This window comes from Azospirillum largimobile, assembly GCF_977007025.2.
Genome location: NZ_CDRMUA020000002.1, coordinates 602,855 through 618,465, shown reverse-complemented (window position 1 = coordinate 618,465; position 15,611 = coordinate 602,855). Strand labels below are relative to the sequence as shown.

General features: G+C 68.1%; 9 protein-coding genes. 3 read left to right on the top strand and 6 right to left on the bottom strand.

What is annotated here, in order from left to right; translation table 11 throughout:
• Positions 1-18: 18 nt before the first annotated feature.
• The gene (locus tag ACWPKK_RS16095; RefSeq protein WP_452005980.1) at positions 19-1,734 is read left to right on the top strand and encodes an alpha-amylase family glycosyl hydrolase; all 1,716 of its coding nucleotides are present in this window, start codon (positions 19-21) and stop codon (positions 1,732-1,734) included.
• A gap of 213 nt (positions 1,735-1,947) precedes the next feature.
• The gene (locus tag ACWPKK_RS16090; protein ID WP_324867478.1) at positions 1,948-3,048 is read left to right on the top strand and encodes a TRAP transporter substrate-binding protein; all 1,101 of its coding nucleotides are present in this window, start codon (positions 1,948-1,950) and stop codon (positions 3,046-3,048) included.
• Positions 3,049-3,102: 54 nt separating this feature from the next.
• On the opposite strand, the gene ACWPKK_RS16085 is transcribed toward ACWPKK_RS16090, so the two are convergent.
• The 4 genes from ACWPKK_RS16085 to ACWPKK_RS16070 all read right to left on the bottom strand — a co-directional run bounded on the left by ACWPKK_RS16085 (position 3,103) and on the right by ACWPKK_RS16070 (position 11,038).
• Positions 3,103-5,154, bottom strand: a complete 2,052-nt coding sequence (locus ACWPKK_RS16085; RefSeq protein WP_452005977.1) for a hypothetical protein — start codon at positions 5,152-5,154, stop codon at positions 3,103-3,105.
• Positions 5,151-6,560 carry a flagellar hook-associated protein FlgK gene (gene flgK / locus ACWPKK_RS16080; RefSeq protein WP_452005974.1) on the bottom strand — a complete coding sequence of 470 codons (1,410 nt, stop codon included), beginning with the start codon at positions 6,558-6,560 and terminating at the stop codon, positions 5,151-5,153. Before flgK ends, ACWPKK_RS16085 begins: the two co-directional genes overlap by 4 nt.
• 144 nt (positions 6,561-6,704) lie before the next feature.
• Positions 6,705-9,314, bottom strand: coding sequence for a flagellar hook-basal body complex protein (locus tag ACWPKK_RS16075; RefSeq protein WP_452005971.1), 2,610 nt, complete (start codon positions 9,312-9,314; stop codon positions 6,705-6,707).
• A 215-nt stretch (positions 9,315-9,529) separates the two neighbouring features.
• The gene (locus ACWPKK_RS16070) at positions 9,530-11,038 is read right to left on the bottom strand and encodes a tetratricopeptide repeat protein (protein WP_452005968.1); all 1,509 of its coding nucleotides are present in this window, start codon (positions 11,036-11,038) and stop codon (positions 9,530-9,532) included.
• A 95-nt stretch (positions 11,039-11,133) separates the two neighbouring features.
• On the opposite strand from ACWPKK_RS16070, the gene ACWPKK_RS16065 reads away from it, so the two are divergent.
• Entirely contained in the window at positions 11,134-11,472 is a 339-nt protein-coding gene (locus ACWPKK_RS16065; RefSeq protein ID WP_452005965.1) for a DUF1491 family protein, read from the top strand.
• 40 nt (positions 11,473-11,512) lie between these two features.
• Here the strand turns inward: ACWPKK_RS16065 and ACWPKK_RS16060 are convergent, their stop codons facing one another.
• On the bottom strand, positions 11,513-14,017 hold the full coding sequence (locus ACWPKK_RS16060) for a sensor histidine kinase (protein ID WP_452005962.1): 2,505 nt from the start codon (positions 14,015-14,017) through the stop codon (positions 11,513-11,515).
• Positions 14,018-14,025: 8 nt separating this feature from the next.
• Positions 14,026-15,585, bottom strand: a complete 1,560-nt coding sequence (locus ACWPKK_RS16055; RefSeq protein WP_452005959.1) for a bifunctional metallophosphatase/5'-nucleotidase — start codon at positions 15,583-15,585, stop codon at positions 14,026-14,028.
• Positions 15,586-15,611 lie beyond the last annotated feature (26 nt).

Sequence of the window (15,611 nt, the reverse complement as noted above, 5' to 3'; positions counted from 1 at the left end):
GCGGGGGAAGCTTGGGTGGTGAACCGGCAGCGCTGCGCCGGGATCGCCAACCCCGGCGCGGAGCCTGCTGCCTTGACCACCACCATCACCCTGTCCCAGTCGTCCGGCCCGAACATCTCCTGGCTGAACGGGGCGGCGCTGTACCAGATCTATCCGCTCAGCTTCCGCGACCGCGGCGGCGACGGCTGGGGCGACCTCGACGGTGTGATCGAGGGGCTGGACCATGTGGCGTCGCTGGACGTGGACGGGGTGTGGATCAGCCCTTTCTACCCGTCGCCGCGCACCGACTTCGGCTATGACGTCGCCGATCACCGGGCGGTCGATCCCCGCATGGGCAATCTGGCCGTCTTCGACCGGCTGATCGAGCGCGCCCATGGGCTGGGGTTGAAGGTGCTGGTCGATCTGGTCTGCGGCCACACCTCCAACGCCCATCCCTGGTTCGTGGACAGCCGGCGGTCGCGCGATGGGGAAATGGCCGACTGGTATGTCTGGGCCGACGCCAAGCCCGACGGGACGGCGCCCAACAACTGGCTGTCGGTGTTCGGCGGCGCGGCCTGGACCTGGGAGCCGCGGCGCCGGCAATATTACCTGCACCATTTCCTGTCGAGCCAGCCGGCGCTGAACTTGCACCACCCCGCGGTGATGGACGCCCTGTGCGAGACGGCGGAATTCTGGATGGAGCGCGGCGTCGACGGCTTCCGCATCGATGCCGTGGATTTCTTCGCCCACGATCCGCAGCTTCGCTCCAACCCCGCCGCGCTCTGGCGCGAGCCGCAACCGCCGCTGAAGCCCTTCGCCCTGCAGCAGCATGTCTACGACATGATGCACCCCGCCATCGGCGGCATCCTGGCCCGCCTGCGCGAGACGGTGGAGCGCTATCCCGGCCGCGTCCTGCTGGGCGAACTGTCGAGTCAGCCCGGCGCCGGCCAGCGCATCGCGGCCTACTGCTCGCCGCAGGGGCTTCACGCCGCCTACAGCCTGTCGCTGGCCAAGCAGCCCTTCAGCGCCAAGGGCTTCGCCCAGGCCCTGACCGCGGTGCCGCGGCCGGAGGCTATCTGCTGGAGCCTGTCCAACCACGATGTGGAGCGTGCCGCCAGCCGATGGCTGCCGGCCGGCGCCGACCCGCAATCCTTCAACGCCCTGCTGGCGATGCTGGCGGCATCGCTGCCCGGCACGGTCTGCCTCTATCAGGGCGAGGAGCTGGGCCTGCCCAACGCGGCTCTGGAGCAGCATCAGCTGCGCGATCCCTTCGGCATCACCTACTGGCCCGATTTCCAGGGACGCGACGGCAGCCGCACCCCGATGCCCTGGCGCGCCGACGAGCCCAACGCCGCCTTCACCATCGGCGAACCCTGGCTGCCCGTGCTGGACGCCCATCTGGAACTGGCGGTCGACCGGCAGGAACGGACCGCCGGCAGCCGGCTGGCGGTGTGGCGTGCCGCGCTCTCCCTGCGCCGCGACCTGGAGGCGCTGCGCACCGGTGCGGTGGCGGCGGTGGAGGAGCATGGCGACGTGCTGTCCTTCGAGCGCGTCGCGGGGGAGGAGCGCCTGCTGGCCGTCTTCAACATGGCCGACCGGCCGGCCGAATTCGCGCTACGCGGGCGCGGCGAGCCGGAAGCCCTGCCGGTGCCGCGCGCGCCGGGCGCCCTCCCGCCGGAGATGACCGCCGACGGCCGGACGCTGGTGATGCCGCCGCTGTCGATCTACTTGGGGCGTCTGCGGCTGCCGTCCTGATCCAGCTGTTTCGACCCCGCCGTTTTGACGCGGCCGCATAGGCTGTCCGAGGGTGTCGCCGACACCCTCGAAAGGCAGGCATGCACATTTATGCGATGCGGGGCGCCGCTTTGGATGATTTGTTACACTCTCGCCTAAGCCGCTGTAATTCCCTGATTCACCGCGGGTCACGGAAATCGTCAGCGATAGCAATAATCTTGCGGAGTAGCGGGAGTGGAAAGAAGAGCGTTTCTCACCAAGGCCGGTGTCGGTGCCGTTTCGACCGTCGCCGCCTCGACCCTCGCGGCCCCGGCCATCGCGCAGAGCCAGCCGACCATCCAATGGCGTCTGGCGTCGAGCTTCCCGAAGAGCACCGACATCCTCGTCGGCACGTCCGAGATGATCGCCAAGCGCGTGTCGGAGGCGACCGACGGCAAGTTCCAGATCCGCGTGCACGCCGCCGGTGAGATCGTGCCCGGCCTGCAGGTGCTGGACGCCGTGCAGAACGGCACCGTCCAGTGCGGCCACACCTGCGGCTATTACTATGTCGGCAAGGATCCCACCTTCGCCTTCGACACCGCGATTCCCTTCGGTCCGAACGCCCGCCAGCAGAACGCCTGGTACCAGTATGGCGGCGGCCAGGAGGTGATGCGCAGCTTCTTCGCCAAGCACGGCATCGTGCAGTTCCCGGCCGGCAACACCGGTGCCCAGATGGGCGGCTGGTACCGCAAGGAAATCAAGTCGCTGGCCGACTTCAACGGCCTCAAGATCCGCATCGCCGGCATCACCGGCCAGATCATGGCCAAGCTGGGCGCCGCCCCGACCCAGATCGCCGGCAGCGACATCTACCCGGCGCTGGAAAAGGGCACCATCGACGCCGTCGAGTTCGTCGGCCCCTATGACGACGAGAAGCTGGGCTTCGTCCAGGTCGCCAAGTACTACTATTATCCGGGCTGGTGGGAAGGCGGGCCGCAGGTCTCGCTCTACATCAACCAGAAGGAATGGGAGGCGCTGCCCAAGTCCTATCAGGCGATCCTGACCGCCGCCTGCGCCGAGGCGAACAGCGCGATGACCGCCCGTTACGACGCGGAGAATGCCCGGGCGCTGAAGCGTCTGGTCGCCAAGGGCGCCCTGCTGCGCCCCTATCCGCGCGACCTGATGGAAGCCGCCCACAAGATCGCCTACGAGCTGTACGACGACATCGCCAAGACCAACCCGGACTTCAAGGCGGTCTACGACAGCTGGAAGCCGTTCCTGGACGAGGTGCAGCTGTGGTTCCGCGTGGCGGAGCTGCCCTACGACAACTTCACACAGTCGGCCGGCCGTTCGAAGTGACGGTCCCGGAAGTCTGAGGAAACAGGGGGCGGCCGGTTCGGCCGCCCTTTTTCGTCAGGCGAGATAGTTCAGCAGCGACAGCTTCTGCGTCTGGCCGGCGACGGCATAGGTCGCCTGCTGCACGTTCATCGCGCTGCTCAGCCTTGCGGCGACCTCGTTCTGGTCGATGCCCTCGATCTTGGCGATGCGCTCGGTCAGGGTGGCGACGGACTCGGTGTGGGAGTCCTTGATGGTCTCCAGCGTCGCGCCGTCGGAGGCGACCTTGGCGTGGATCGACCTGATCTGATCGGTGGCCTGGGTCAGCATCTCGCGCGCCTGGGTGCTGTATTCGGTCCATTTTCCGGGATTGGCCGCCGCCGTGCGCACCAGCTGCATCGCCTTGACCAGCGTCTGGAACGCCTTGTCGTCGGCGCTGACGCCGTAGGTGACGTTCAGGTTGTCGTCGATGGTCACCTGGGACTTGCGGTACGCCTCGGCATTCTTGCCCTTGGCCAGATATTCGGCGTCGTAGAAGGGCAGGTCGGGCGGATCGGCGTAGGGAACATTGATCAGGCTGTCCTGCTCCGGCGGCAGGGTTCCCACCGTGATGGTGTTCTCCAGCGATCCGTTCGTCACCTTGGCCGAGGTGGAGAACAGCGACGTGCGGTTGGGGTGGTTGACGGGATCGGCGTTGGCGGTGCTGGTCAGCGCGATGCCGGGGCCGTTGCCCACCGCGTCGATGGTCACCGGAGGTGCGGGGTTCAGCGTGGCGAACTGCTGGCGCAGCTTGTCGGCGACCTGTCCGACGTTGTTGACGCCGGCGGCGTAATCGGTGTCGCTGACGGTGTAGCGCACGGTGTAGGCCTGGTAGGGCGGCAGGTCGTGCGGCGCGGTCGGGTTCCGGGTGTAGTAGTTCTGGTTGTACGGATCGTCGGGATCGCCGACCGCCACCGTGAACTCGAAGGTGTCGCCGATGTCGACCGCGGCGCCGTTCAGGGTGAAGCGGTCGATCTGCGGCAGGGCCGCCGTCGGCGCCTGGGTGGTGGACGGCGTATCGACGCTGTTCTCCACCGTGGCGGAATTCACCACGCGCGCCGACAGGTCGAACTTCTGCCCCGGATCGTTGCCGACCAGCGTGATGATGCCGTTCGAGGTTGAAACCGTCATCGGCAGCGCCGGGTTGGCGGCGTTGATCTGGGCGGTCAGGGCCTGGGCGACGAAGGTCAGCGACTTCGGATTGGCCGCCAGATTCTGATGGCTGAAGGTCTGGCCGTTGATGGTCACCTCGAAATAATCGTCGGTGTTCACCACGGCGCCGTTCAGCGTGATCTTGCTGGTTTGCTTGGTCGCCAAGAGGTCGGTGACCGGTTCCGTGCCATAGCGCGAACCGGCGAACAGATAGCGGTCGCCGAAGCGCTGGTTCAGCAGCGCCTGGATGTCGCGCATGGCGCCCTCGGCGCGGTCCTTCACCTGATCGGCCTGCGGGAAGGAGACGTTGAAGCTGCTGCTGGACGCCGCCTTCAGCGTGTCGAAGCTGAGGTTCAGCATGGCGCCCTCGCCCGGGCCGCCGGATATGTTGAAGTTGTAGCCCTTGCCGTCGTTGGGCGGGGTGGTGCCCAGGTTGATGGCGCGGGTGGTCTTGCCGCCGAGCCCGTCCGTCACCGTCACGTCGAAGGTGCCGTTGCCGCCCTGCTGCGAGGGCACGGCGGTGACCGTGTATTTGGCGCCCACCGTCAGCTTCGACTTGGCGGGATCGATCGCCACCTTCATCCCCTCGGGATTGGTGTTGATCGCCGAGGAGACGCTGGCGGAGCCGGGCTGGAAGGGGAAGGTCGTGCTGGAGGTCCAGCTCGACACGATCGATTCCAGGGAGGTCAGCACCTTGTCCGTCGCCTTGACGCGCGGGGCCGCGGTGTTGATGCTCTGGATGTAGTTGTCCTTCGTCGCCATCTCCGCCCGCAGGTCCAGGAGCTTCTGCACCTCCGGCCCATAGGCGTTGAGATCGACCGACTTCTTGCCCGTGGTCAGCTGTTCGGACAGCCGGTTGATGTCGTTCTGGCCGCCGGACAGGTTCCGGACAAGGCTCAGATATTTCGAGTAGCTGCTGACTCCCGTTATCGAGCTCATCGGACCACCGCCTCCAGCGCATCAAACATTGCATTGGCCACTTGCATGACCCGTGCCGAAGCCTGGTAGGAGGTCTGGAGCTGCTGCAGCTGGGCGATTTCCTCGTCGATGTTGACGCCGGTCTGGGACTGGTAGCGTTCGGACAGCAGCTGCACCGATGCCTTGTTGGACTCGCTGGCGGTGTTGGCGGACTTGGCCGCGGCCATCCAGGTGCCGGTGATGGCGCTGCCCATGGCGCTGTAGCTGGTGTCCTTCAACTGCAGGCCGTCGGCGCTGAAATTGCGGCCGGACGCGTTGACGGCCGTGACCATGCCGTCGATGGCGGCCCGCTTGATCTTCGCGGTGTTGTCCACGAGTTTGGCGTTCACGGCGATGGTGAAACGGTCGTTCCCGGTGAAGAACTGGTTGATCTGCTCGCCGTCGGCGGCCGGGGCGGACTCGTCGTAGGCGTCGGCGAAGCTGGTCGGCTCTCCGGGCTTGGTCGGGCCGGTGAAGGCCTGGGCATATTCGTCCAGCTGGGAGCGCAGCTTGCGGATGACTTCCGCCATCGGGTCGCCGCTGGCCGGCGTCGGCGGTTCGGTCGTCGAGCCGTCCTTGCGCATCTGGATCAGCGAGCCCAGCTTGCCGGCGGTCAGGTGGTTGTTGATCGAGGTGACTTGATTGCCGACCTGTAGGTTGATGTTGCCGCCGTCATAGGAAAGATTTGCCGGCTGGGCATCGACCAGCGCCAGCCCCGACGGGGTGAAGATCGCCAGGCGGCCGTCCGGCCGTTCCACGGTGCGCACGCCCATATAGGTGCTCAGCTCGCGGATCAGGCCGTCGCGCTTGTCGGCGACGGCATTGGCGGCCGACCCCTGGCCCTGCAGCGACACCGTGTCGTTGTTGATCTGGTTGATCTGCTTCAGCAGGTCGTTGACCGTGTCGACCGACTTGGTGATGTCCGTCTTCATGTCGCGGTCGAGCTGCTCCACGCCTTCGGAGACGCGGCGGATCTCGCGCGAGAAGTTGTCGGCGGCCTGGACCAGCTGGTACTGCGCGGTCTCGTCCTCCGGCGAGGTGGCGAGCGTCTTCACCGCGGCTTGGAACTTGTCGGCATAGTCGTTCAGCAGGGGCGTGCCGTTCGTCGTCCGCATCAGGTCGCCCAGCTGCTGCATGTAGGCCGCAGTCGCCTGCGACCCGCCGTCGCGCGCGGTCAGGTCCATCACCTGCGCCATCAGGGCCTTGTCGACTTCCCGGCGATAGGTCGTGCTGATGACCTGGCCGCTGGCGTCCACCGACTGCTGGGCGGTGTGGCGCGTGCGGGTGGGGTCGTTGGCCTGCGCGATGTTGTCCGAAACCAGCTTGACGTTGGTCTGGACGGTGCGCAGCCCGGCCGTGGCGCTGTTCAAGGCTGCGAAGAGGGACATGGCAGGAGACCTTTCGCGGATCGGGAGGATCGGGGCGGTGCCGGGATGGCCGCCGCCCCCCTCAAGCGATCAGGGAATCGGGCGATCAGGCAAACGGACGACGGAGTGCAGGAGATCAGGAAGTCAGGAGGTCAGGGCCGCGCCTTAGCGCTTCAGCCCCAGAACTTCCTGCAGCATTTCGTCGGAGGTGGTGACGATCTTCGCGTTGGCGGAATAGCTCCGCTGGGTGACGATCATCTTGGTGAACTCGTCGGCGATGTCGACGTTGGAGCTTTCCACGCTGTTCGCCACCACAGCACCCGCGCCGTTCGTCTCCGGATCGTTGAAGTTCGGCTTGCCGGCCTCTTCGCTCTCGACGAAGACGCCGCCGGACTCGCGCTGCAGGGCGTTCGGGTTGTTGAAGGTGATGATCGGCACCTTGGCCACCATCTTCGACCGCCCGTTGTCGTAGTTGACCATCACGGTGCCGTTGTCGCCGAAGACCACGTCCTTGAACTGTCCGCGCGGTGCGCCGTTCTGAACCAGCTGGGTGACGTTGATCTCCTCGCCGGCATATTGGGTCAGGCCGCCGGGCTTCTGGTACTTGCCGAGGTTCAGCGTGACCTGCTGCGGGCCGAAGCCGTAGTCGACCGTGAAGGTGACGGTGGCGTCGGCGCCGGCGGACTGGTTGGCGGCGCTGACCGCCGTGCCGGTGCCGACGAGGGCGGTGGAGATGTTGGTCAGCGTGCCGACCGTCTCTGGCGTCTTGCCGAAGGTCAGGCCGACATGGGCCGGCGTCTGGCCGGCGACGGCGCTCTGGTCCAGGGTGAACTGGGCCGCGGGGGCGTCGCTGACCGTGCCGGTCGCGCCGGGCGCAGTCAGCTGGTTGCCGGTCGCGCTGGCGCCGGGGATGACCGACGCGAAGTACTGCATGACCTTGGCAGGCGTATCGTACATGCCGTAGTTGGCGTTGGTGATCGTCAGCGGATAATTGATGCCGCCCGATGTGATGGTGTAGGTATCGCCGACGTCGACGGTAGAGCCGTTCAGCGTCACCGTGCCCGCGCCGGTGATGGTATTGGGGCCGGATGGGCTGGCTGCGGTCTTGGCGGTGACGGTGATGACGCCGCCCTGCGCGCTGGCGGTCACCGGCAGCGAGGTGTTGGCGTTGATCTTGTTCGCCAGCGCCGCAGTGATGTCCTCCATCGTCATTTCTTCGCCGGTGGTGCTGTAGGTCACCGCCGTGCCGTTGATGCTCAGCGTGTACTGCGTGCCGATGTCGCCCGGCGTGCCGGTCAGGGTCACGGTGCGGCTTTGGCGCACGCCGGCCACGCTGGCGACCGACGGCAGCGAACTCATCGTGTTCACCGCGGCAGCCGAGTTGGTGGCGGTCGCGCTGGAGGTGACGTTGGTGTTGGCGGCGTTGGCCTGGATCGACAGGATGTTGCCGGCCGACGAGGCGGTTACGGTCGACCCCAACTGCTGGTTGATCCGGCCGGCCAGCTGGGACACGACATCGCTGACCGTCGAATAGCTCTGATAAGTGGCGGCGGTCACCGTGTAGCTGATCGGCGTGCCGTTCACGTTGATGGAGAAGGAGTCGCCGATCTCGACCTGGGTCTGCGGGAACTGGAACTTGTCGATCTCGCCGGCACTGCTCGTCGCCGCCGTCGATGTCTGGGCGACGATGGTGTTGGTGGTGTTGGTGCCGGACTGCACCTCGGTGTTCAGCTTGAACGGCGTGCCGGCATCGCGGGCGGTCACGCGGATCGTCTGGCCCGACGAGGTGGCGAGCACCGACGCCGCCGGGGACGCGGAGTTGATCTGGTTGGCCAGCGCGCCGGCCAGACCCGAATAGGTGCGGATCGACCCGATGTTGTCGGCCGTGATCTTCAGGCTGTAGTTGGTGCCGTTGACCTTCACCGAATAGACGTCGCCGATGCGCAGGTTGTCCTGCCCATTGGTGTTGTTGCCGGAGATGGTGATGACGTTCACCTGCGCGACCGCCGTCTGGCCGGGGATGTTCTGGCCGAACGACACGGTGGCGGGGTTGCCGGTGAAGGTGCCGTCGACCGGCTTGGTGTTGGAGCCCGGCGCGTCCAGAACCATGCGCCAGCTGCTGTCCGCCTGCTGCCGCCATTTGAAGTTGACGGTGCGCGGATTGCCCTGGCTGTCGAAGATCTGGATGCTGCTGTCGGGGACCTTTTCACCCGGCTTCGGCGTCGCCGGCAGGTTGGCGGACAGATCGATGGTGTTGGTCGCCACCGGCTTGTCGATCAGCGAGTTCACCTGGATCGGCGCCACCTGGTCCTTGTGCAGGACGCCCGTCACCGGATCGACCAGCCAGCCGTTCAGGGCGTAGCCGGCGCTGTTGACCAGATAGCGGCTCTTGTCCAGTTCGAAGTCGCCGGCGCGGGTGTAGAAGGCGGCCGACGACGACACCGTGCCCGTCTGCGTCTGCACCAGCGTGCTGGACCCCTGGGTCGCCACCTTGGTGACGCTGAAGAAGCCCTGGCCCTGGATGGCGATGTTGGTCGGGCTCTGCACCTGGGTCAGGCTGCCCTGGATGTTGTTCATGAAGACCGGTTGCGCCGTGACCCCGCCCGGCTCGTGCAGGCGCTGGCTGGACTGCAGGACCATCGTCTCGAACGCTGAATCGACACGCTTGTAGCCGATGGTCGAGCTGTTCGCGATGTTGTCCGAGATATGTCCGAGCGCCTTCGACTGGGCATTCAGGCCGAGAACGGCGGTTGTCATCGAACCGAAGATGCTCATGGCCGGGGTCTCCGAAAGAATAGGGCAAAGGTCTTCTGCGCCCTACCTAGCAAGCGGAGTGCCAACTGGAACTTCCCGAATAACTTATTGAATTTGCTTGTTTCTCTGCGTGATCGGCACGGCGGCGCCAGAAATTGCCGGGAGGTGGGAAAGTTTCGCCTAGTGCCGGCGGGGGCGGGCGGGCAGAAAGCTCCCGCCGAAGTTGCCGCCCGCCGCTATCGTTGCGCTGCTCTGGCGGCGCGCAGCGCCTGCGCCTTCAGCACGGCGGCAGCGGTGCCGATCACCGTGGTCCAGTCGCCGGGCCGCGGCTGGCGGAAAAGCCGAAGCGACGGGTACCAGGGGCTGTCGGCGCGGTCGAGCAGCCAGCGCCAGTCCGGCACATGGGGAAGCAGAAGCCAGCACGGCACGCCCATCGCCCCGGCCAGATGGACCATGGCGGTGTCGACCGTGATCAGCAGGTCGATGTTGGCGAGGATGGCGGCGGTGTCGGCGAAGTCGCGCACCCGCTCCACCGCGTCCTGCACCCCCTCGCCGGGAAGACGGCTCAGGTCGGCGCGGGCGTCGCCCGTCTGCAGGCTGACGAAGCGCACCCCCGGAACCGCCAGCAGCGGGCGCAGGGCCGCGACCGGGATCGAGCGGTTGCGGTCGTTGCGGTGGCGCGGGTTGCCGGCCCAGACCAGCCCCACGCGCAGGCCGGCCGCGCCACTTCCGTCGCCGTTCCCTTCCCCGGCCCCGTCCCCGTCCTGCTCCGCCAACCGGTCGCGCCAGCGGGAAACGTCGGCGGGATCCGGGGCAAGATAGGGGACGGTGGCCGGGATGGTCGCCAGATCGGTCCCGAAGGCGCGTGGCAGGCTCATCAGCGGGCAGTGGAGGTCGTGCGGCGGCGGCTCCTCCCCCCGCACCAGGACCTGGACCGACTGGCCGAAAGCCCGGTTGAACAGGCGGTAGAGCAGCAGGTGCGTCTCCAGGATCACCCGTCCGCCTTCGCGTGCGGCGATCTGGGCGACCAGCGGAGCGTAGCGGACGAACTGCATGGCGTCGCCGAACCCCTGGTCCATGTGCAGCAGGATGGTGGCGGTTTCCGGCGGCCGGCCGTCCCAGGGCGGAGCGGCGAAGCGGCGCCAGCGGTGCTCGAAGCCCTCCCAGCCGGCGCGCAGGTCGCCGCGCACCAGCTGCCCCACCGCGCGGGCGAGATGGGCCTCTGAACGGGCGGGGGTGTGGGCCAGCACGGCATCGAAACAGGCATCCGCTTCGTCGAAGCGGCGAAGGTCGCGCAGCACGGTGCCGAGGTTGAGCAGCGTCTCCGCATGGCCGGGCCGCAAGCGGGCAGCCCGGTCGAGCCAGCGCCGGGCCTCCGCATAGCGCGCCAGCGCATGCAGCGAGGCGCCCTGCGCCTCCAGCGCGTCACCATTGGCCGGGTCGAGCGCCAGGGCGCGCCGCAGCGTCCGTTCCGCCCGCTCCGGCCATTCGGCCGCGCGCAGGGCAGCCCCCAGATGCCCCCAGGGAGAGGCTGCCGCCGGACGGACGTGGATGGCCCGGCTGATCGACCGGATGGCGGCGGCGAGGTTGCCGGTCTGCGCCGACAGCACGCCGGAGAGGTGCAGCGCGTCGGGCTGTGCCGGTTCCGCGGCAAGGATGCGGGCATAGCCGTCGGCCGCCGCATCGGCGTGACCGGCCATGTGGTGGTTGACGGCGGCGTTGAGAGCGTCCACGAGTGTCGTCATGGCTTCTTCTCTACACCGGTGCGCCGGTCAGGGCGAGGGGCGACGTCATTGCCAAGCCGGGGCCGCAGCCTCAAAAACAGGAGCCGCATACGGGAATGGACGACCGTCTTCCGACGCATCTCTGGGTTTCGGCCCATATCCGCGCCGCCGATGCCCAGGGGGTGGCGATGACCGTGGTCCGCAAGGGCGACCCCAGCCGCGGAACGGTGATCCTGAAGCTGAACCGGCTCGACCGCAGCTTCACGGTGCTGGTCCAGACCCGCGAGGGCGATGGCGACCGCCTGTTCTGGGCGCGCGGCACCGGCCCCGATCCGGTGCCGGAGTCCGACGCCGACGCCTACATCGCCCGCCAGACCCGCTACGACCCCGACGTCTGGGTGGTGGAGGTCGAGGACCGCCAGGGCCGCCACTGGTTCGAAGGGCCGGTGCGCTGATCCGTCAGCGCACCAACCCAGCGCCCCGGCCCAGCGCCTCTTACGCGGGATCGGTTACCCGGGGGAAGCGCAGGGTGAAGCGGGTGCCCTGGCCCGGGCGGCTCTCCACCCCGATGGTGCCGTGCAGGCGGCCGGTCACCAGATTGTAGACGATGTGCAGCCCAAGCCCGCTGCCGCCGCTGCCGCGGCGGGTGGTGAAGAAGGGATCGAAGATTTTCGGCAGAACTTCCTGCGCGATGCCGTTGCCGTCGTCGGCCACCGAGAGTTCCACCATGTCGCCGTCGCAAGGCCGGGCGGATATCGCGATGCCGCCGGGCTGTTCCGGGTCCAGCGCATGGATCAGCGCGTTCATGATCAGGTTGGTCAGGATCTGCGACAGCGCGCCCGGATAGCCGTCCAGCTCCAGGTCGACCGGGCAGTCGACGGAAATGGTCAGCGCCGCCCGTGCCTTGTAGGTCGGATGCAGGCTGCGCAGAAGCTCGTCGATATAGTCGCGCAGCAGGAAGGCGCGGCGTTCGTCGCTGGACTGGTCGACGGCGACCAGCTTGAAGCTCTGCACCAGATTGGCCGCGCGGGTGCTGTTTGACAGGATCAGGTTCGCCATCTCCATGCCGTCGCCGAGGAAGCGCTGGAAGTCGGACTTCTTCAGCGCGCTGGCGGCATGGCGGTCCGACAGTTCCCCGATCAGCGCCTGCAACTGGGAGGCGCCGGTGATGGTGATGCCGATGGGGGTGTTGACCTCATGCGCCACTCCGGCGACCAACTGGCCTAGCGAGGCCATCTTTTCCGCCTGGATCAGGCTGGCCTGTGTCGCCTTCAGTTCGCAGAGCGCGCGTTCTGCGGCGTCGCGCGACTGGCGCAGCGCATTCTCCGCCTCCACCTCGCGGGTGACGTCGACAACCACCGCCTGGACCGCCGGACCGTCCATCCAGTCGACCCGCCGGCCGGTCAGCTCCACCCACAGGCTGCCGCCGTCGGGTCGGCAGGCGCGGATGCGGCGGCGCGGCGTGGACCCGCCGTCCAGCAGCCGGTCGTAGTTGTCGATCAGCCCGTTGCGCTCCTCCACGGGCACCAGCGCCAGCAGGGACGGCAGGGCCATCACCTCGGCCACCGTCAGCCCCAGCATGGCGGCGAAGCTGTCGTTGGCATAGAGCGGGTGGAAGTCGCGGTGGATGATGATGCCCTGGATCGACCCCTCGACCAGATCGCGGAACCGCCGCTCGTTGTCGGCCAGCGCCCGCTGGCGCCGGTCGATCTCGTCGATGAAATAGCGGATGGAGGCGCCGATGTCGGTGATCTCGTCGTCGCCATCCACCGGAACCGGCACCGGAACATTCGTCGTCGGGCCGGACGCCGCCGACCCGGCGGTCCACGGCCGGCCGGCATCCGCGTGGCCTGCCGACAGCCCGGCCAGCACCGCCCGGTTCATCGCCACCAGCCGCGAGGACAGGAAATGCCGGAAGATGAAGTAGACGCAGATCGCCAGGATGATCGACGCGCCGGCCAGCATCATCACCGTGCGCGACCGCTCGGCGATCAGTTCGGCGAGGGCGTCGGTGCGTTGGGCCGACTGGTCGCGAATGGAATCGTTGAGCGTGCGGGTGGACCGTTCGACGGTCTCCACCAGCACGCGGGCTTGGCCGGTCAGGGCCTGGGCGCGGTTGCGCGCCTGCAGCCGGTCGATGGCGCTGTGGAATACCCCGCCCGGTGCGATCAGCAGCGAGAACAGTTCCTCCTGCACGGTCGACATCATCTGTCCGGTCGCGTCCGGCGCGTCGGCGGACAGGCGCGCCAGGTCCGCCAGCGTGCGTTCGGCCGCCCTCGCTTCGCCCTTCAGCCGGCTGAGATGGTCCAGCTGCGAGGCGCCCGCCGCCCGCGCCATCAGCGCGCCGATGCGGACGGCCCAGGCGCCGGTGTCGGGCATGCTCTCGATGGAGGCGGCCAGCCGGCTCAACCCCCGCGCCGCCTCGGCCTGTCGGTCGCCATAGTCGATCTGGCGCGTGACCTCGGCATTCAGGTCGGCAACCGTGGCGGCCAGGATCAACAGGGTGGACCGGGTCTGCTCCAGCAGGCGGACATTGCCGTCGCGCTCGCCGTCCTCATTGCCGCTCTCCTTCATCAGCCCGCGCATGCGGGCGACGAGGAGTTGCATCGAATCCAGCTCCGTCACCAACCCGTCATAGATGGAGCGGCGCTGCGGGGTCGAGGTGGCGGCGGCAAGCTGCGGCAGTTGCGCCACCAGCTTCTGCAGGGATCCGTGCAGGTCGGCGCTGGCGATGACCTCCGGCAGGGTGGTGGTCGACAGCGCCGTCACCTCCGCCCGGAACAGGCGGAAGGACGACATCGACACGCCGCCGATCAGCACCACCAGCAGGGCCATCACCGACAGCCCCAGCGTGATGCGCACGGCGATGCCGAAGCGGCGTGGCCGGTTCGGCGGCGGGAACCGCGGCGCCGGCCGCGCCTGCGGGTGAGCCCCCGGTTGGGTCCCGGGTTCGATCAATGTGCCGGGCCGCGGAGGGCTCTCGGCGATCGAGGAAGCCATGCCGTCCATCAGCGCCTCACCGTCATCCGGCCGTCCAGCCGCGGAAGGAATTCCCCGTCGCGGGTGATCTGGCTGATCAGCTGGGTGGAGACGAAGTCCGTGTTGCGGTCCTCCACCAGCCGCGGCGCCCCGGCCAGCATGCCATAGCCGTCGCCGCCGGCCGCGAGGAAGCTGCTGGTCGCCAGCCGGTAGCGGGTGGAGAGGCCGACCGGCTTGCCGCCGACCGACAGGCTGCGCAGCCTCTGGCCGGGCGGGCGGCTCAGATCGATCTCGGCACGGGCGTTGGACAGGTGCGGGAAACGGCCCTGCAACTGCTCCACCGCCGACACGCCGCTTTCCACCGCGTCCCAAAGCTGCTGCCCGGTGACGTCCAGCACCATGCCGACATCGTGATAGGGCAGCTCGGCATAGATGTCGCGACGGGTCAGCAGGGTGCCGGCCGGATAACGGCGGTCGCCGCGGATGCCGCCGCCGTTGATCAGCGCCACGTCGGCGTCCAGCGCCGCCCGCAGCATGTCGACGACCGCGTTGGCGAAGGCATTTTCGCCGGTGCGCACCGATTCCTTGCGGGTGTCGATCGGCCCGGTGAGACGTCCCACCTCCATCCTCAGCATGGTGTCCAGCCGCGCCGCATAGGCCTTGGCCTGGATGTCGGAGGCGGCGTCGGGCGCCACGGCGGCGGTGTCGATCAGCCGGGGGGAGGGGGCCCAGGTCACCCGTGCCTTGCCGTCCGCCTGCGCCGTCCGCTCCACCGTCAGGTCGAGCGCCAGCACCCATCCCGCCTGCGGCCCCACGGTGGCGGACAGGAAGCGGCCGTCATAGTCGACTGCGAAGGGGCGGCTGCGGTCCTGGTACAGAACGATGTCGGCCGGGCGGGCGGCCAGGATGCTGCGGTGGGTGTCGCCGGCATAGCCGGTCATCGCCACCACCAGATCCACCCCTTCGGCCCGCAGCGACGCGGCCTTGGCGGCCAGTGCAGCGACGGGATCGCGGAATTCCGTGCGCTGGGTCCGGGTGGTCTCCCGCGTCAGCACGGGCGTTGCGGCAAGCACGCCGATGCGCAGGGGGCCGGCGGTCAGCACCACCGCCTCCTCCAGCCCGTCCGGGGTGCGGCCGGTCGAGCGGTCGACGGTGTTGGTGGTCACGATCGGGAACCCGGCCTCGAAGGCACGGGCGCTCAGCTGGTCGTCGCCATGGTGGAATTCGCGGTTCAGCGCGGCCATCGCATCGATGGTCATGCCGTTCAGCAGGTCGATGATGTGAGCGCCCTGGTCGTAGAAGGCCAGAACCGACGGTGCCAGCGTTTGGCCGCCATGCAGGGCCAGGACAAGCTGGCGGTTGTTCCGTTCCTGCCGGATCGCGCCGGCCAGACGGGCCATGCCGCCGCGCCCGCCGGTCTCATCCAGGTCGGTGGTGCCCTGGGCGTAAAGGATGGTCAGCTTGACCGTGGTGCTTTCCGCGGCCGGCGGCGTCGCTGCGGGATCAGCCTGCTGGGCGCGCGACGGGGCGGCGCCGAACGCAAGGCACAGGGAAAGACCCAGCGCGAGCGGGGCGATCAGGGATGACAATGTCCTGCCGGGCCGGGACCAGATCC